General features: G+C 61.2%; 14 protein-coding genes. 8 read left to right on the forward strand and 6 right to left on the reverse strand.

The genetic code is table 11. The features are described 5' to 3' along the window. The first annotated feature begins 175 nt into the window (after nucleotides 1–175). The 3 genes from ACVWXC_RS07005 to ACVWXC_RS07015 all read left to right on the forward strand — a co-directional run bounded on the left by ACVWXC_RS07005 (nucleotide 176) and on the right by ACVWXC_RS07015 (nucleotide 2,794). Nucleotides 176–610: a type IV pilin protein gene (locus ACVWXC_RS07005; RefSeq protein ID WP_099812592.1), complete on the forward strand. Its 435-nt coding sequence runs from the start codon at nucleotides 176–178 to the stop codon at nucleotides 608–610. Nucleotides 611–731: 121 nt separating this feature from the next. After that, nucleotides 732–2,054 (forward strand): dihydroorotase, encoded by a 1,323-nt coding sequence (locus tag ACVWXC_RS07010; protein ID WP_414401462.1) that lies wholly within the window; start codon nucleotides 732–734, stop codon nucleotides 2,052–2,054. Nucleotides 2,055–2,392: 338 nt separating this feature from the next. Beyond that, on the forward strand, nucleotides 2,393–2,794 hold the full coding sequence (locus ACVWXC_RS07015) for a SaoD/DsrE family protein (RefSeq protein ID WP_011429096.1): 402 nt from the start codon (nucleotides 2,393–2,395) through the stop codon (nucleotides 2,792–2,794). Nucleotides 2,795–2,803: 9 nt separating this feature from the next. Here the strand turns inward: ACVWXC_RS07015 and clpB are convergent, their stop codons facing one another. From clpB to phoU, 3 genes are all read right to left on the reverse strand, one after another. Further along, nucleotides 2,804–5,446: an ATP-dependent chaperone ClpB gene (clpB, locus tag ACVWXC_RS07020; RefSeq protein ID WP_457391805.1), complete on the reverse strand. Its 2,643-nt coding sequence runs from the start codon at nucleotides 5,444–5,446 to the stop codon at nucleotides 2,804–2,806. A 192-nt stretch (nucleotides 5,447–5,638) separates the two neighbouring features. Then, nucleotides 5,639–7,924, reverse strand: coding sequence for a ribonuclease R family protein (locus tag ACVWXC_RS07025; RefSeq protein ID WP_099812589.1), 2,286 nt, complete (start codon nucleotides 7,922–7,924; stop codon nucleotides 5,639–5,641). 57 nt (nucleotides 7,925–7,981) lie between these two features. Next, nucleotides 7,982–8,623, reverse strand: a complete 642-nt coding sequence (gene phoU, locus ACVWXC_RS07030; protein ID WP_414402474.1) for a phosphate signaling complex protein PhoU — start codon at nucleotides 8,621–8,623, stop codon at nucleotides 7,982–7,984. A gap of 209 nt (nucleotides 8,624–8,832) precedes the next feature. Here phoU and ACVWXC_RS07035 point away from each other — a divergent pair, with 209 nt between their 5' ends. The 3 genes from ACVWXC_RS07035 to ACVWXC_RS07045 all read left to right on the forward strand — a co-directional run bounded on the left by ACVWXC_RS07035 (nucleotide 8,833) and on the right by ACVWXC_RS07045 (nucleotide 12,207). Continuing rightward, nucleotides 8,833–10,161: a four-carbon acid sugar kinase family protein gene (locus ACVWXC_RS07035; protein ID WP_457391808.1), complete on the forward strand. Its 1,329-nt coding sequence runs from the start codon at nucleotides 8,833–8,835 to the stop codon at nucleotides 10,159–10,161. Nucleotides 10,162–10,177: 16 nt separating this feature from the next. Then, nucleotides 10,178–11,698 carry an FAD-binding oxidoreductase gene (locus tag ACVWXC_RS07040; protein WP_457391810.1) on the forward strand — a complete coding sequence of 507 codons (1,521 nt, stop codon included), beginning with the start codon at nucleotides 10,178–10,180 and terminating at the stop codon, nucleotides 11,696–11,698. A 119-nt stretch (nucleotides 11,699–11,817) separates the two neighbouring features. Continuing rightward, nucleotides 11,818–12,207: a hypothetical protein gene (locus tag ACVWXC_RS07045; RefSeq protein ID WP_457391812.1), complete on the forward strand. Its 390-nt coding sequence runs from the start codon at nucleotides 11,818–11,820 to the stop codon at nucleotides 12,205–12,207. A gap of 62 nt (nucleotides 12,208–12,269) precedes the next feature. Here ACVWXC_RS07045 and treZ read toward each other — a convergent pair whose 3' ends face one another. Then, a complete protein-coding gene (gene treZ, locus ACVWXC_RS07050) occupies nucleotides 12,270–14,096 on the reverse strand; it encodes a malto-oligosyltrehalose trehalohydrolase (RefSeq protein WP_457391833.1) in 1,827 nt (608 codons plus the stop codon). 483 nt (nucleotides 14,097–14,579) lie between these two features. On the opposite strand from treZ, the gene ACVWXC_RS07055 reads away from it, so the two are divergent. After that, nucleotides 14,580–14,714 (forward strand): hypothetical protein, encoded by a 135-nt coding sequence (locus ACVWXC_RS07055; protein WP_276307362.1) that lies wholly within the window; start codon nucleotides 14,580–14,582, stop codon nucleotides 14,712–14,714. 62 nt (nucleotides 14,715–14,776) lie between these two features. On the opposite strand, the gene rpsU is transcribed toward ACVWXC_RS07055, so the two are convergent. Beyond that, nucleotides 14,777–14,962 carry a 30S ribosomal protein S21 gene (gene rpsU / locus ACVWXC_RS07060; RefSeq protein WP_011429105.1) on the reverse strand — a complete coding sequence of 62 codons (186 nt, stop codon included), beginning with the start codon at nucleotides 14,960–14,962 and terminating at the stop codon, nucleotides 14,777–14,779. An 86-nt stretch (nucleotides 14,963–15,048) separates the two neighbouring features. Then, nucleotides 15,049–16,254, reverse strand: coding sequence for a trypsin-like serine protease (locus tag ACVWXC_RS07065; protein WP_457391814.1), 1,206 nt, complete (start codon nucleotides 16,252–16,254; stop codon nucleotides 15,049–15,051). Between the two features lie 311 nt (nucleotides 16,255–16,565). Between ACVWXC_RS07065 and ACVWXC_RS07070 the strand changes: the two genes are divergently transcribed. Beyond that, entirely contained in the window at nucleotides 16,566–17,744 is a 1,179-nt protein-coding gene (locus ACVWXC_RS07070; protein ID WP_457391816.1) for a 1-deoxy-D-xylulose-5-phosphate reductoisomerase, read from the forward strand. Nucleotides 17,745–17,773 lie beyond the last annotated feature (29 nt).

The raw sequence follows: 17,773 nt of genomic DNA on the forward strand, positions 1-17,773 counted from the left end.
CTGTAAAGGGCAACCTGAGATCTGAGATCAAGCTGCATAGGGGAGAAAGGCCCCCGAGTCGTTTGCACTTGGATACTGACGCTCTAAAGGGGAAGCAGACGCTGCTATGAGCTGACTTTCTCTTCATAAAGCCTATCTAATGCTCTGCCGTCGAGCAACTAAAGCTCCGCACGTCATGACCTTGATCAAGCTGCTGGCGGTAATCGTAATTGTCGGCATTCTCTCTGCTATTAGCATTCCCAATTTTCTTAACCACATTCGCCGTTCCAGAGTTGCAGAAGCCCAGACAGCTCTAGCAGCTATCGGCGGTGCTTCAGAAGTTTTCCGAATGGACTTCATGGTTTATCCTCCTGCCTACGCCGATATTGAATTTGGCGGGATCCACAGGGATCGCTATTTGCAAGATCCTTGGCAAGCCCCCAACTATCGTCTTCCTGAAGTTGTTCCTCCCACTGCCAGCTCAAGCGGCGTTCGTTGGATGACTGAGTCTCACACACATACAACTGTTAGTGGGGATCTCCTGCGCTGCGACCTTGGCTTAGGGGATCGCCAGCAAGAGGTTTTGGCCTCTGGCTACGACCTGCGCAGCTCTTGCAACCTCTATCGCTAGGAAGACAAGACTCGGGCAACTTGAGCTTGAGCTGCCGACTAGCTGTTCCATCGATTGGCCGGTTCTTAACCTGCTCGACAGGTGTTATCTTGAAAGCGCCTGTGAAAGGGGAAGCGGAGCTTTGGCCAGTAGCCTGCTGATCCGCAATGCCGAGCTGGTGGTACCGGAAGGGGATCCCTGGGTGGGAGATGTGCTGGTGCAGGAGGGGCGGATTGCCCAGATTGGCCAACATCTCTCCACAGAAGGGGTGGCTAGGGTCATCGAGGCCAAGGGCCATACCCTGATGCCGGGGGTGATCGACCCCCAGGTTCACTTTCGCGAGCCGGGCCGGGAGCACAAAGAAGACCTACAGACGGGATCCTGGGCCTGTGCCCGCGGCGGGGTAACCAGCTTTTTGGAGATGCCCAACACTGACCCGCTGACGATCGACCAGGCAACGCTGGATGACAAGTTGGCCCGGGCCGCCAGCAAGTGTGTGGTCAATTACGGCTTTTTCATCGGCGCTACCGCCGATAACTTGAAGGAGCTGCAGACGGTGCAGGGGGCTTGCGGCATCAAGATCTTCATGGGATCCATGCACGGCCCCTTGCTGGTGGACGACCAGGCGGTGCTGGAGCAGATCTTTGCCGAGACGGATCCCCATTTTGTTATCGCTGTCCACGCTGAAGATCACTCGCGGATTCAAGCTCGGCGGGCCCTCTTTGCCGGACGCACGGACGTAGCCGTTCACTCGCAAATCCAGGACGAGGAAGCGGCGCTCATCGCCTCGCGGCGGGCTTTGGACCTGGCCACCCGCTATCGCCATCGCCTGCACATTTTGCACCTTTCCACCGGCTTGGAAGTGGAGCTGCTGCGCCGGCACAAGCCCGCCTGGGTCAGCGCCGAGGTCACCCCCCAACACCTGTTGCTCAGCACTGCCGACTACGCCCGCCTGGGATCCCTGGCCCAAATGAACCCGCCGCTGCGGGATCCGGCTACCCTCCCCCAGCTTTGGCAGGGGCTGCACGAGGGCATCCTGGATTGCATCGCCACCGACCATGCCCCCCACACCCTGGCCGAAAAAGCCCAGCCCTACCCCCACTCCCCCTCTGGCATGCCTGGGGTGGAGACGGCCTTGCCCCTGATGCTGACGGCCGCGCAGCAGGGCCGCTGTACCCTGCGCCAGGTGGTGCAGTGGATGTGCGAGGCGCCCGCCCGCCTCTACGGGATCCCCAACAAAGGACGGCTGCAGGTGGGCTACGACGCCGACCTGGTGCTGGTGGATCGCCACACGCCCAAGCCGGTGCGGCGGGAAGAGCTGCTCACCAAATGCGGCTGGAGCCCGTTTGAGGGCTGGGAGCTGGTGGGCTGGCCGCTGCTCACCATCGTGGGCGGGCAGATCGCCTTCCAAAATGGCCAGGTGGATCCCTCAGTGCGCGGCAGGGCCCTGACCTTTCGGCGCTAGGGGGATCCCCTTCGAGGTTGCACCTGTTCAAACCTTTCAAGATAGCGGTTGAACACTGGGCTGCTTTGGCTTCTCCCTACTTAAGCAAGAGGAGCAGAGCGCCGGATCCCATCTCAGTTTATACAAATAGCAGTGAAACGGTTCGTTACGTCGTTATTGCCACGCAACACTGTCGCGAACGCGCCGCTCTAACTCCCCTCTCCCTCTGGGAGAGGGGCTGGGGGTGAGGATAGTGACGAGGAACGCTTGGGGAGTGTCTTACGCCCTTTCAGTAAGCCGTGCTACTTTGAAGGCGATAATCGATGATAATCAAGTTGGAAAACACCTAAGGAGCGACTATGAAAGTTGCCTACGTCTTCATCACCCCCCGCGGCGGCACCTACAAGCTGGGCCAGATGATCCTGCCCCAGCTAGAAGCAGGGGTACACGGCGCGGAAGTGGTGGGCATGTTCTTTTTCGACGACAACTGCTTTGTCTTGCGGCAGGGGGATCCCATCGGCGAGCGCCTGGCCAAGATTGCCGAAGCGCAGAACATTTTGCTGATGATGTGCGACATGTGCGCCCTGGAGCGCAACCTGGCGGAAGGGGAACCCAAGTGGTGCGACTCAAAAGGCCAGGGGCGCAAGGAGCCGGGCCATTGTGTTCCCAAAAACGTGGTCAAAGGGGTGCAGGTGGGCTGCTTCCCCGACCTCTACGCGGCCTTGCAAGACAACCCACCTGACCAGGTGATCAGCCTCTAGCCAACTGGCCTAGCTGACGGCTACAGCAGCAGGCGGCTCTTGGCGGGGCTGAGAGCCGATCTTGCGGAAGATCAGCCGCTCGTTGGCCACCTCCACCAGGATGCGGTCGCCGGGCAGGAACTCGTTTTCCAGCAGCTTGGTGGCGAGGGGGTTTTCGATCTCCCGCTGGATTACCCGCTTCAGCGGGCGGGCGCCAAACACGGGGTCGTAGCCCAGCTCGGCCAGGTAGTCCTTGGCCTCTTCGGTGAGGACAATTTCAATTTGCTGATCCGCCAGCAACTGCTCCACCCGCCGCATCTGCAGGCTGACGATCTGGCGGATTTGCTCTTTGGTTAGAGCGTGGAAGATGATCAGTTCATCCACCCGGTTGAGGAACTCCGGCCGGAAGTGGTGCCGCAGCATGGCCAGCACCTGGCTTTTCATCTCCTCGTAGCGGCTCTCGTCGCCGCCAATTTCCAGGATGAGCTCGCTGCCAATGTTGCTGGTCATGATGATGATGGTGTTTTTGAAGTCCACCGTCCTGCCTTGGGAGTCGGTGATGCGGCCGTCGTCCAGCACCTGCAGCAGGATGTTGAAGACATCAGGGTGGGCTTTTTCCACCTCGTCAAAGAGCACCACCGAGTAGGGGCGCCGCCGCACCGCTTCCGAGAGCTGCCCGCCTTCTTCGTAGCCCACATAGCCCGGCGGAGCCCCAATCAAGCGGGAGACGGAGTGCTTCTCCATGTACTCCGACATGTCGATGCGCACCATGGCCTCGGAGGTGTCGAAGAGGAACTCCGCCAGGGCGCGGGCCAGCTCGGTCTTCCCGACGCCGGTGGGCCCCATGAACAGGAACGAGCCGATGGGCCGATTGGGATCCTTGAGGCCGGCCCGGGCCCGCCGGATGGCGGCTGCCACCGCCGCTACCGCCTCGTCCTGGCCCACCACCCGCTGGTGCAAGTGGGCTTCTAGGCGCAGCAGCTTTTGCTTTTCCGACTCCATTAGGCTAGTGACCGGGATCCCGGTCCAGCGGGAGACGATCTCGGCAATGTCTTCGGGCGTCACCTGCTCCCGCAACAAGGGCTCGCCGTTGGCCTGCAGCTTGGCCAGGTGGGCCTCCTGCTCTTGGATCTGGCGCTCCAGCTCCATCAGCTTGCCGTATTTGAGCTCGGCAGCGCGGTTGAGGTCATATTTTTGTTCTGCCTGTTCAATCTGCAGCTTGACGGCATCCCGCTCGGCCTTGAGGTTTTGCAGCCGCTCGATGGCCTCTTTTTCCATCTGCCAACGGGCGCTCAGCTCCCGCTGCCGCTCCATCAAGTTGGCCAGCTCCTGCTCAATTTTGCCCAGGCGCTCTTTGGAGGCGGGGTCGTCTTCTTTCTTGAGGGAGAGCTCCTCCATCTGCAGTTGCATGATGCGCCGGTCGATTTCATCCAATTCGACGGGCTTGGAGGTGATCTCCATCTTCAGCTTGGCCGCCGCTTCGTCCACCAGGTCGATGGCCTTGTCGGGCAGGAAGCGCTCGGAGATGTAGCGGTTGGAGAGGACTGCCGCTGCCACCAGGGCCGAGTCGCTGATTTTGACCCCGTGGTGCAGCTCGTAGCGCTCTTTGAGGCCGCGCAGGATGGAGATGGTGTCTTCCACGGAGGGCTGATCCACATACACCGGCTGGAAGCGGCGCTCCAGGGCGGCGTCTTTTTCAATGTACTTGCGGTACTCATCCAGGGTGGTGGCGCCAATGCAGCGCAATTCACCGCGGGCCAGCATGGGCTTGAGCAGGTTGCCAGCATCCATGGCTCCCTCGGCGGCCCCTGCCCCTACCACCGTGTGCAGCTCGTCAATGAAGAGGATGATCTGGCCCTCCGATTCGGTAACCTCCTTCAGCACGGCCTTGAGGCGATCTTCAAATTCGCCGCGGTACTTGGCTCCAGCAATCAGGGATCCCATATCCAGGGCGATCACCCGCCGGTTTTTCAGCGACTCCGGCACGTCTCCCCGGTTGATGCGCTGGGCCAGGCCCTCGACGATGGCGGTTTTCCCCACACCCGGCTCGCCGATGAGGACGGGGTTGTTTTTGGTGCGGCGGGAGAGCACCTGAATGACGCGGCGGATCTCGTCGTCCCGCCCAATCACCGGATCCAGCTTCCCTTCGCGGGCGGCCTTGGTCAAGTCGCGGCCATAGCGCTCCAGGGCCTCGTAGCGGGACTCGGGATTTTTGTCGGTAACCCGCTGTTTGCCTCGCACCTGTTGGATAACGGGCTTGAGGCGCTCGACCGTCAAGCCCAGGGGTGCTAGAACGCGCTTGCCCACCCGCTCGTCGTCCAGGGATCCCAAAAGCAAGTGCTCTACCGAGATAAAATCATCGCCATACTCTTTGCGAAACTCCTCGGCTCGATCCAGCGTGGTCTCCAGGCCGCGGCCTAGGTAGAGCTGATCCACCCGCGCCAGCTTGGGCTGCTGGTTGATAAAGCTTTCCACTCTATCCCGCACCAGCCTCGGATCGAGGCCGGCCCGCTGCAAAATGGTCTGGGTGAGACCCCCCTCTTGATCCAGAAGGGAGATCAGCAAATGCTCGGTTTCCAACTGTTGCTGCTGGTGCCGCCGGGCTACATCTTGGGATTGGACAATGGCGCTCCAGGCTTTCTCGGTAAATTGGTTGGGATTGGTGGGCTGCATAGGGGTTTGGCAGGAGTTTTTTTACAGTGTATAGGAAGACAATGCAGGGGGCAGCCAAGGGGCTCTCAGCCCTTGCTGCCGACTTGGGGAAGCGCTGCTGGCATCCTACGATCCAGGTATCGCCTATTTTGCCAAAGCCGGAGTTCGCAACAACCGTCCCCTCCTACCGCGATTGATGGACGGATCCCCGCCTTATTCCTCTTCTTCGTAGGGCCGTCCCTCGCCGATCACCGCCAGGTCAATTTGTTGGCGGTAGTAGTCTACGTTTTTAATCTGCACCTCCACCCGATCCCCCAGGCGGAACTGGCGCCGGCTTTTGCGCCCTACCAGGGCCTGCTGGCGGCTGCGGTATTCGTACCAGTCGTTTTTCAGGGTGCTGACCCGCACCAAGCCTTCCGCCAAGATGGGATCCACCTGCACAAAAAAGCCGTAGTTCTGGACGCTGACGATCAGGCCGGGGAACGTCTCCCCGAGGTGTTTTTGCATGAACTCGCACCGCTTCAAGCCCATCAGCTCCCGCTCTGCCTGTTGATGGAGCTGATATCCCGCCTGGATTTTGGGCAGTTGCGCTTGGAGAAAGGCCTGCCACTCCTCATGCACTTTTGGCGGCAGCACCTGCCAATCAATTTGGTCGTAGCTGCCGGGGCCATGCAGATCCACCACGGTTTTGGAGCGCGGGCTGCGGCGATCCCGTCCTTTGCTCAAGGCTAGGTGCAGAGCCCGCAAATTCAGCAAATCGGCATAGCGGCGCAAAGGGGCAGTAAAAGAGGCGTAGGGCTCTTTGAGGCCAAGGCCAAAATGGCCGAGCGGCTCCTGCAGCGGCTGCAGGCAATACTCGACGGGGGGCAGAGTAGCCAACAACTGGGCCACCAAGGCTGGGCTAGTCCCTGCGGCCAAGACATCGGGGGCGGTGATGCGGGCACAGATCCGCTGCCAATCGGCTAACGTCACAGCTTCTGGATCCTGCAAGTTCAGATCCAGCTTCATGGCGTTGGCCAGACGCAAAAAGTTCTGCAGGGCCTCAGCGGTGGGGGGCTTCTGCACGCGGGCCAACGAAGGGATCCCCAATTGGCGCAAATGGTGGCCCAAGGTTTGGTTGGCCAGCAGCAGAATTTCGGTCATCAGGGCGTGGGCGCCGAGGCGATCGCTGACCAGCAGGGGCCCATAGCCGCTTTCATCGGCAGAGTAGGGGGTGAGCAAATCCAACAGGGGCAGATCGAACCCGCCTGCCTGGTGGCGCTTGACTCGCAGGACTTGGCTGAGACGGAGCAGGTTTTGCAGCAGGGCCATCAACTCCGGCACCTCCTCATCGGGGCCCAGATCCGCGGCGGTGGCCAAGAGAGCCTGCACCTGGCCGTAGGAGAGGTGGGCCCGCGACTGCACCAGGCTGGGGTGGATCTCGAAGTTGCGCACCACCCCTTCGGGGTCAATAGTCAGCAGCAGCGAGTAGGCCAGACGCTCCTGCTGCGGCAACAGAGCCAGGCGGCTGTGCACTTCCGGCGGGAAAAGGGGCAGCACCACGCTATCCAGGTAAACCGTGGCGGTGCGCCGCTGCGCCTCCCGCTCCAGGGGGTGATCCGGATCCAGCCAGTGGGCTACATCGGCAATGTGCACCCCCAGCAGCCAGTGGCCCTCTTCTTGCCGCTGCAGGGAGACGGCCACGTTGGGCTCGAGGCCGTGGGGGTGCTGCAAGTCCAGCGGCTCCAGCGTGACGCAAAACCAGTCCCGCAGATCGCGACGGTTCTTTTGGTCGGAGCGGCTCAGCTTTTTGGGCAGAGTTGCCGCAGCCTCCAGCACCGCCGGGGGAAACTCCTGGGGCAGGTCGTACTTGCAGCAGACCAGATCCGCATCGATGGACGCCTCCGGGCCATTGCCCAAGATCTTGCGAATCGTGCCCACGGGGGGCAAGTTGCCCAGCGGGTAGCGCTCCACTTCCACATAGGCCACCCGACCTTCCGCCAGCTCGGCAGGGGATCCCTCGGTCAAGGCCAGCTCGAACAGCAGCCGGTCGTCCAAGGGCACTACCCGAAAGCCTTCCTCCGTCTGCTTGAGACGGCCCACCAGCGTAGGGTTGGCCCGCTCCACTACAGCCACCACCTCTCCCTCTGGGCTGCGGCGGCGATTGCCTTCTTTGGTAATCCGGGCTATCACTTGGTCGCCGTTCCAAGCGCCGCTAAGGTTGCTGCCGTGGATATACACATCCTCTGCCCCCGGTTCATCCCGCACGGCAAAGCAAAAGCCCTTGCTGGAACAGCGCAAACGCCCCACCACCAAGGATTCATCCGGCTTACGCCGATAGCGGGGCGGATCCCCTGTCCGTTCGAGAAACCCCGCCCGTACCAGACCATCGAGGGCAATCTCGAGCATTTCCGGCGCTTCTGGGTCTGAGGCTGGCAGGAGGGCAAGCAGCGCGTCTTTATCGGTCCATTGCTCGGCAGGTTGAGAGAAAAAGTGATGAAAAATCCGAGAGAAATCCATTGCGGGTATCCAGGGGGAATGAGAGCCGCGATTAAGGGACAGGCGCAGCCACTTGGATTAGTCGCGGTGGCCGGTGACGATAAAGGCTACTCGCTGACCGATGTTGGTGCAGTGGTCGGCCAGACGCTCTAGGTAGCGGATCGCCAGCAACATCAACAGGATAGGCTCGATCGATCCCTTGATGTCAGACTGCTGCGCCAACGTATTGTAAAGGTTGGTGTAGTCTTCATCAACGGCGTCGTCTTCCCCCTTCAGTTGTCGGCCCAGCTCGGCATCCAACTCCGTCAGGGCGGCCAGGCTGTGGCTGAGCATTTTCTGGCAGCGCTGCATCATCAGGCGAATGCGGCTCAGCTCCGGCGGCGGCGGGTACATGACCAAGCGCAGGGCCACTTCGGCCAAATCTTTGGCGTAGTCGCCAATCCGCTCCAAATCGCGTACCAGTTGCATCAGGGTACTGATCCAGCGCAGATCCCGCGCCACCGGGGAGCGCAAGGCAATCAAATTAATACAGTCTTTCTCGATTTGACGATAAAAACGGTCAATTTGCTTGTCTTGGGCGATCACCTGTTCGGCGGCGGCCAAGTTCTGTTCAAACAGGGCCTGCTGGGCCAAGACCACCGACTTTTCCACCAGCGCCCCCATGCGCAGCACATCCTGCTGTACCCGTTTGATGTGAAGTTGCAGCTCAGCTTGCCCCATGGCTTTCTCCCATGGATGTGGGCAGGGGGGAAATGTCTGCAGTCGTTTTGGATTCAACAGAGCCAGCTGATCTCAATCATGGCAAACTTCGCCTGGAATAGGGGCAGGGAAGATGGCCAACTTGGGGGAAGATGAAAATAGCGGTTGCCCTTTGAGGGGGATTCGTCTGTCTGGAGTTCTCGGGTTGCTTTGTCTATTGAGACGGTCTCATGGCTCTCCCCCCTATCGTTGTGTTGGACGATGATCCCACCGGATCCCAAACCGTTCACAGTTGCCTGCTCCTCACCCGCTGGGATCCGCAAACACTCAAGCTAGGGCTGCAGGATAGCTCGCCGATTCGCTTTATCCTCACCAACACCCGATCCCTGCCAGCGGCGGAGGCTGCCGAGGTGACGCGGTCGGTCTGCCGGGCCCTGAAGCAGGCCATGGGAGAGCTGGGGTGGGAGCGGGCCCTTTTTATCAGCCGCTCCGACTCGACGCTGCGCGGGCACTATCCCTTGGAGACGGATGTGATGGCGGCGGAGCTGGGGCCTTTTGATGCCCACTTTCTGGTGCCGGCCTTTTTTGAAGGAGGACGCATCACCCGCAACAGTGTCCATTATCTACGGGTGGAGGGCCGCTGGGTGCCAGTCCATGAGACGGAGTTTGCCCGCGATGCGGTGTTTGGCTACCACCACAGCTATTTGCCTGAGTATGTGCAGGAGAAAACCCAAGGGCGGATCCGGGCCGAGCAGGTGGTGCGACTGACCCTGGAGCAGATCCGCGCCGGCTGTCTGGAGCGGCTTTTGAGGCTGGAGGGGAATGTCTGCTGTGTGGTGGATGGAGAAACCCAGGCGGATCTGGATCGTTTTGCCCAGGATGTCTGGGCGGCTCTGGAGCAGGGGAAGCGCTTTTTGTTTCGCAGCGCCGCCAGCCTCTTGACGGCCCTGGCCCAGTTGCCGCCGCAGCCGGTTCCGCCAGAGGAGATGGGGCAGTTTGTCCGCTCCGACCGGCCAGGGGTGGTGATCGTGGGATCCCATGTGCAAAAGTCCAGCCAGCAGTTGGCTCGGCTGTTGCAGGAGCCAGGGATCCAGGGCATCGAGGTGGAGGTAAAGCGCCTGTTGGAAGCGGGGAGGGAAGCGGAGCTGCTGCCGGCCCTCTTGAGCCAAGTCCAGCGCGCCTACGAGCAGGGCCTGACGCCGGTGGTCTACACCAGCCGAGAAGAAGTGGGGTTTGACGGCGCCAACCCGGAGGCACGGCTGGCCTTTGGGCAGAGAGTTTCCCGCCTGTTGATGGCCATTGTGCAGGGGCTGCCGGAAGGGATCGGCTATCTCATCAGCAAGGGCGGCATTACCTCCAACAACATCCTCAGCGTTGGCCTCAATCTGCCGGCCGTGCGGCTGCTGGGGCAGATCTACCCAGGGATCTCCATGGTGCTCACGCCGGCGGATCACCCCCGCTTTCCCAACCTGCCGGTGGTGCTGTTTCCGGGCAACGTGGGTGAGGCGGATACGTTGGTTTTAATCCACCGTCGCCTCCACAGCCGCGGGCTAGTCTAGCCTGGAGGAAATCACCATGGCTGAACTCATCTCCCCCCCTGAAGCTCTGCCTGCCTTGGAGGCCTGGTGGGGATCCCTGCGGCAGGGGCCAACGGTGTTGCCTCCGGCGGTGGTGCACCGCTGTTCTGAGCGCCTGGGCAGCCGGGATGCCGATGTGGTGATTGCCGGCGGCACCCTGGGGATTCTCTTGGGGGCGGCTTTGGCCCGGCGAGGCTGGCGGGTGATCCTGCTGGAGCGCGGGATCCTGCGGGGGCGGGAGCAGGAGTGGAACACCTCGCGGCAGGAGCTGCAGGTGTTGTTAGAACTGGAGCTGCTCACCCCGACAGAGTGGGAGGCAATCCAGGTGACCCACTACCCCAGTGGGCGCATTGGCTTTGGGGAGGGTCCCACCTGGTGGGTGGAAGGGGTGCTGAATGTGGGCGTGGATCCGGTCGGCTTGCTGGAGTTCCTCAAGCAGCATTTCCTAGACTGGGGGGGCCAGGTGCGGGAGCAGACCGGGTTTCTCAGCGCCACGGTCCACCCCGATGGGATCCGCATTCAGACCACCGCCGGCCAGCTCAGCGCCCAACTCCTGGTGGATGCCATGGGGCACCGCTCCCCCATCGTGGCCCAGGCCCGCCAAGGGCAGCCGCCGGACAGCGTCTGTCTGGTGGTGGGATCCTGTGCCCAGGGGCTGCCCGACCAACCCACTGGGGATCTGTTCTACAGCTTTACCCCCGCCCAGAACGGCTACCAGCCCTTTTGGGAAGCTTTCCCCGCCCGCGATGGGCGCACCACCTACTTGTTTACCTACTGCGACCGGGATCCCCGCCGACCCAGTCTGGAGAGGCTGTGGCAGGACTACTGCCGGCTGCTCCCTGCCTACCAGGGGGCTGAGCTGGCGCAGATCCGCTGGGTGCGCAAGCTGGGTGGCGTTTTCCCCGCCTACCGCCGCAGCCCGCTGCAACTGCCCTGGGATCGCCTCTTGGCAGTGGGAGACAGCAGCGGCAGCCAGTCGCCCTTGAGCTTTGGCGGCTTTGGGGCGATGTTGCGCCACCTGGATCGCCTGCAACAGGGGATCCACGAGGCCCTGGCGCAGCGGCAGCTCGACCGGGCGGCCCTGGCCCTGCTGCAGCCCTACCAGCCCAATTTGGCGGTGACCTGGCTGTTTCAGAAGGCGATGATCCCCCCTTTGGCGGAGAAAAACTGGGATCCCAACAGCATTAACCGCTTGTTGAGCAGAGTGTTTGAGGCCATGATGGCCGCCGGCCCCCAGGTGGTGCAGCCCTTTTTGCAGGATGTGGTGCAGTTGGGCGGCTTGGCCCAAGCGCTGTGGGGCGTGATGAGGCGGGATCCGGCACTGGTGGCCGCGCTCCTGCCTCGGCTGGGGCTGCCGGAGCTGCTGGACTGGGTGGGGCACTTTGCCGCCCTTGGCCTCTACGAGCTCTTGCAAAGGCTAGCCGACCGCCTGGAAGTGGACCCACAAGACTACTTCTGGAAACGGCGGCGAGAGGCCTGGCGCTACGGCTGCGGTCGGGATTACAAGTTACTTCCATAGTGATATCGAAACATTGTCAATGTGATTCAAGATCACCATTACGTTTCACGACGTTCGATATCCATAGTGGAAGAGTTGGGAATTCTTTATCCATCCACTCGTCAGTGTAGGAGTTAGCCATGGTTATTCTCGACTACAGCGATGCAGAGAGTGGCTTCTGGGCTTCGACTCCTCAGGGTTCGGTGGAGGTAATCAAGTTTCAGAATCACTTCTACGCCCGTCGGCAAGTGTACAAACGCGCCCAAGACGCGATATCTGCCTGTCGCGCCGACATTGAAAGGGGATTTCTTAGCATTGTGGTGCAGTTTGAGGATCACGCGGAAGTGTGGGCTCAACTGTCGCCGGGCGTACCCGTGCAGTCCCAACCAGAGGCTGCTCCTACGGGCAACCCTGCCAAGCCCAAGCTGACCTATCGCGGCCAACCGGTGAGCGAACCTTCCCGAAATCCCAGCCTCGCCCGCAGGCCCTTGCCTGACTCCCTCTATTTCCGCGGCGCGAAGATCGGCTAGACCGTTTCCGTTTGCCAGGTCTGGAGCGGTCGAGATTTCCCTTCTGGCCGCAGCCATCTGCGTTAGCGGTGCAAAGCACCATAGAGGCCCACCCCATAACCCAGTACCTCAACCGGATCCCCTTGGCTTTCTGCCGGCAGTTGGGATCCCTTTCCCAACCACTGGGCCTCGTGGCTATCCAAAAGCTTCTCCCAGGTGCCGCTGGGCCATTGGGTATAGGTGACTGGCTGATCGGGGCTGAAATTGAAAAGGGCAAGCAAAGACTGGGGTCCCTGGCGGCGGTGCAGAGCTAGGCCAGAGTTGGAAAAGAGCTCCACTTCCACCCCGTCCCGCTCCAGATGCTGGAGGGCCGGCTGGGTTTTGCGCAGCTGGATCAGGGTCTGGTACCACTTCCAGAGAACCTGGTGGTGACCGGCCTTTTTCAACTCCCAATTCAGCTTGGAGCGCAGGAAAGTCTCTTCAGCTTGGGGATCCGGCGGCTCTCCCTGCCAGGCAAAGGCGCTGAACTCGCGGCGGCGTCCTTGGCGCACCGCTTCTACCAGGTCGGGATCCCCGTGGCTGACAAAATACAGAAACGGCGCCACCTCCCCGTATTCTTCCCCCATAAACAGCAGCGGCAGCATGGGGGCCAGCAGCAAAGCAGCGGCAGCCAACTTGAGACCTTCAAAAGAAGTGAGCTGGCTGAGGCGCTCTCCCAGCCTGCGGTTGCCCACCTGGTCGTGGTTTTGGATGCAGATTACAAACTGGGATCCCGGCCTGCCGATGGCGGAATTGCCGTGGCGCCTGCCGCGGTAGGGGGAGTACTGGCCGGAATAGACGTAGCTTTCGCGGTAGGCCTTGGCTAGGTGCTCCAATTGGCCAAAGTCTTGGTAGTAGCCTGTCTTTTCCCCGGTCAGCAGGGTGTGAACGGAGTGATGGAAGTCGTCGCACCACTGGGCATCTAGCCCGTAGCCCCCCTGCTCGCGGGGGGTGATGAGGCGGACATCGTTGAGGTCGCTTTCCGCTACCAGAACCCTAGGCCAGCCGCTGCGCGCTTCTAGGGCATCTACCCGCTCCGCCAATTCTTGCAAAAAAGGGTGGGCGCTGAAGTCGTAGATGGCGTGCACCGCGTCCAGCCGCAGGCCGTCCAGGTGAAACTCCTCTAGCCAGTACTCGGCATTTTGCAGGAAAAACTCCCGCACGCCGTCGGAGGAGCGGTCGTCGAAGTTGAGGGCCTCTCCCCAAGGAGTGCGGTACTTGTCGGTGAAGTAGGGGCCAAAGTCCCGCAGGTAGTTCCCCTCCGGCCCCAGGTGGTTGTAGACCACATCCAAAACAACCGCCAGGCCCTGCTGATGGCAGGCGTTGACCAGTGCTTTCAGGCCCGCTGCTCCCCCATAGCTGGCCTGCACGGCATAGGGATAGACGCCGTCATAGCCCCAGTTGCGCTCCCCCGGAAACTGGGCCACCGGCATCAGCTCCAGCACGTTGACCCCCAGCTCCACCAGGTGCGGCAGGCGAGGGATCAGGGCGGCAAAGGTGCCCTCTGGGGTAAAGGTGCCTACATGGAGCTCGTAGAGGATCCACTGGGAGAGCGGGATCCCCCGCCAGCCCTGATCCTGCCAGTCGAAGTGGGGATCCACCACCCGCGATGGGCCGTGGACGCCGTAGGGCTGGCAGCGGGAAGCGGGATCTGGCCGCTCCACCACCCCCGCTGCGGTGTGCAGACGGTAGAGGTAGTCCACCGGCCCCGGCGGGATCCCCTCCACCTCCGCCTGCCAATAGCCCTGCTCCTCCTGCTTGAGAGGGATAACCTGTTGGACAGGGCTGATTATCTTCAGCTCCACTTGTTCGACTAAGGGCGCCCATACCGAGAAGCGATAGCGGCCCTGCCCCAAGGGATAGGCGCCCATCCGTCCGAGCGGAGGAGAAGTCTGAAGCACGAAACCTGTCTGCACAACTTGGCTTCTACTATAGCGCCTTGCTCCCCTACACAAAAGGATAGCTTGGTAGCCCCGTACTTTAGTACGGGGCGGAAAAGCCCTTGAGCAACTTTAGTTGCTTCTTTTAGCTAGTACAGAGCTTCTCCAGGAAAACGACCTACTGCGGTGCAAAACCCGCCCGGCAATAACTAACCTGGAGGAACTTAAGTCCGAAGTAAGCAGAACTTTGAGGTTATGCCTCAAAGAACTGTCTAGGGGCGTGTTGAAAGCGCCTTCGCGAGTCCATTTTGAGCTGCGTAAGAATCCCCTGGGTGGGAGTGTCAAAGAACCTAAACTCTCCTGCTTCCCCTGCTGAGAAGGAGCCAGCCAGGCAAGAGGGCACCTGGCTCAAAAGAACCCTAGGGGAAGTTGCACCTGCAAACCCCCTCGGCGGATTCCCTTCTGGATGCAGGCGTGCTCAGCGCTATTCGGCGCTCCGCCCCCTTTCCTCCCTTGCCGAAGAGGTTTGCCGGCGAGAAACTGGTGCTGGAAGTTAAGGTGTTGAGCGGATCCCTGAAGGCTAGCCTCGTTGGGGATCCGAAAAACTAAGCCGAACCCTGGTTTGGCTACCTTGTATAGCCACAAGCCAAGTTCAGACTACTGAGAATTGCCTAGGCCATGGACTTACGGCGGTTGCGCCGCATGGCTACCGCTTTGCGCTTGCGCTTTTCCAGGTTGGTTTCAAAGTGGCGATGGTTGCGCAGATCCCGCAGAATGCCCGCCTTGGAGACCTGGCGCTTGAAGCGGCGCAGCGCCGATTCGATCCCTTCGTTTTCGCCAATCGTCACTTGAGTCATAAAGAAGCTATCTCCTCCGTCGATGAGTAGAACGAAAGCACAATCGGGATCCCTATCCTAAACCATCTCCGCCCTGCTGCTGACGGTTACAGGGCGCGGCTGCCAAAGTTGAGGCCCGAAACCGCCTCACCCTCTCTCAAATTCACGACAAACGAGGCCGTTGTTCCGGTGGAAGGCGGCGGAGAAGGCGTTGGCGCTGGGCTGGGGGCGCTGCCGATTACGGATTGTACAAAACCCACAAAGCTGGACACTCGCGTGTACACCCCGTAGAAATTGGGCTGGGCGCAACCTTGGCCAAAGCTGGTGATCCCGGCTAGGGCAAAGCCAGCGCCGCTGGGCACGAGCAAAGGCCCACCGCTGTCCGCCTGACAAGTATCCACTCCCCCCTGGGGAAAGCCGGCACAGAGCATGGTGTCTAAAATGGTGCCGTTGTAGGACTGGGGCGCGTTGCACACCTCGTTGGCGACGATGGGAACTTCGGCCTGTTGCAGATCCAGAGCAAAGCCGCTGGGTTCCTGGTCAAGGGCGCGGGGGAAGGTGGCTCCCCAGCCGAGGATGGTGGCGAACGTGCCGGGGGCGGTCAGGCTGGTTTGGTTGGGCTGCACCAGCGGCAGGGTAGGCAGAGTCACTGGCCGAGAGAGGCGCACCAGGGCGATGTCATTCCCCCCCTCTGTCCCTCGTAGGGGGTCGTAGTTGGGGTGGATAACAATTTGCGCAGCCCGAATTCGCTGGCCAGCGCCCAATTGCAGACGGGTGGTTCCCAACAACAGATCCAGGTTGCGTGCATTCACATCCTGCTGGCCTTGATCGTTGAAAAAACAATGGGCAGCGGTGAGCACCCACTCCGGGGCAACTAGAGATCCCCCGCAAAACTGCGCCTGAAAAGGATCCGGCTCAGCTGCCTTCAGCAAAGCCACCATCCAGGGAAAGGCCCCCGGCTGAGCTGGCCTGCCGCCGACAATCCGCCCCAACCCTGAGCGCGGCGTGGTGAACACCCGCCCTGGCGGCAAGATGGCAGTAACCCGGTAGGTGCCGGGGGACAAGTTGGAGAAGCGAAAGTTGCCGTTGGCATCGCTGACAGTGCTGGGTTCCCCTGGATCGAGGCGTCCATTGCTGTTCAAATCCAGAAAGGTGGTGATGCCTGCTAGCCCTGGCTCTCCTGGATCTCGCAGACCATTGCCGTTGAGATCGTCGAAATGGGATCCCTCGATGCGCCCTGCAGGAGGGGCTGGAAGCGGCGGCAGGGGACGACTGGAACCCCCACCACCACAGGCACTTACGCTCAGAGCCAAACCCAACCCCAGGAGCACAGACCATGAGCGAGCTAGGCCAAAGAAGGGATGGAATCGGGAGGAATAAGGCATGGTCAGATTCTGCAAGGCTAGCCGGCTATGCTAGCCAAGCATACCCTGCCGACCGATGAAGAGTTAGGAAAGCTCTGCAGTCGGGAAAAAAGGGCCTCACTATCCCCTGCAGCCGGTATAAGGCAGGGATCCTCAAACGCGAAGCGGGGCCGTTCGCCCTTTGGGCAGGCTGTAGGAGGGTGAGTCTGCGCTGAAAGAGTGTTACGCTCTTTAGCTAGGTGCAAAGGGATCCTTGAAGTATGCAAGCCATCACCCTGCTCGGCTCCACCGGCTCCATCGGCACCCAAACCCTGGACTTGGTGGCTCAGTATCCGGAGCGCTTTCGGGTTGTCGGCTTGACCAGCTACAGCAACGTCACTCTCTTGGCCGAGCAAGTGCGGCGGTTTCGGCCCCAGATTGTGGCCATTGGGCGGGAGGAGCTGCTGCCGGAGCTGCGATCCCTGCTGACCGGGATGCGGCCGCTGCCGGAGCTGGTGGCGGGAACGGAGGGGCTGTGTCAGGTGGCGGCTCACCCGGCGGCCCAGCGGGTGGTGACGGGGATCGTCGGCTGCGCCGGTTTGTTGCCAACCCTGGCGGCCATCCGTGCCGGCAAAGACATTGCCCTGGCCAACAAAGAAACCCTGGTGGCAGGGGGGCCGGTGGTGCTGCCCTTGGTGCGGCAGTACGGGGTGAACCTGATCCCCGTCGACTCTGAGCATTCGGCCATTTTCCAGTGTTTACAGGGGGTGCCGGCGGGATCCCTGCGAAAAATCTTGTTGACTGCCTCGGGGGGGGCCTTTCGGGATTGGCCTGCCGAAAAATTGGATCAGGTCACCCTGGCCGATGCCCTCAAGCATCCCAATTGGGTGATGGGGCGCAAAATCACCATCGACTCGGCTACCCTAATGAACAAGGGCCTGGAGGTGATCGAGGCCCACTGGCTGTTTGGTTTGGATTATAACCGGATCGAGGTCCTCATCCACCCCCAGAGCATTGTCCACTCCTTGATCGAGCTGGCAGATACTTCTGTTCTGGCCCAGTTGGGCTGGCCGGATATGCACCTGCCCATCCTCTATGGCCTCAGTTGGCCGGAGCGCTTAGCCACCCCTTGGGATCCCCTCGATTTGGTCAAGCTGGGATCCCTCACTTTTAAGGCTCCGGATCACCGCAAGTACCCTTGCCTACAACTGGCTTATGCTGCTGGACAGGCAGGAGGAACCCTGCCGGCAGTGTTGAATGCCGCCAACGAAGCGGCGGTGGCCCTCTTCCTACAGGAGCGCATCCGCTTTTTGGACATCCCTCGCCTTTTGGAGCAGGTGTGCGAGCGGCACCAGGTCATCCCTGCCCCCAGCCTGGAGGACATTCTGGAAGTGGATGCCTGGGCGCGGCAACAGGTGGAGCTGCTGGCGCAGCAGGCCCCGGCCCAAGTTCTGGCCTGATCCCTACCGGGGGGATCCGGCACAGCGCT

The organism is Thermostichus sp. OS-CIW-20, assembly GCF_054061455.1.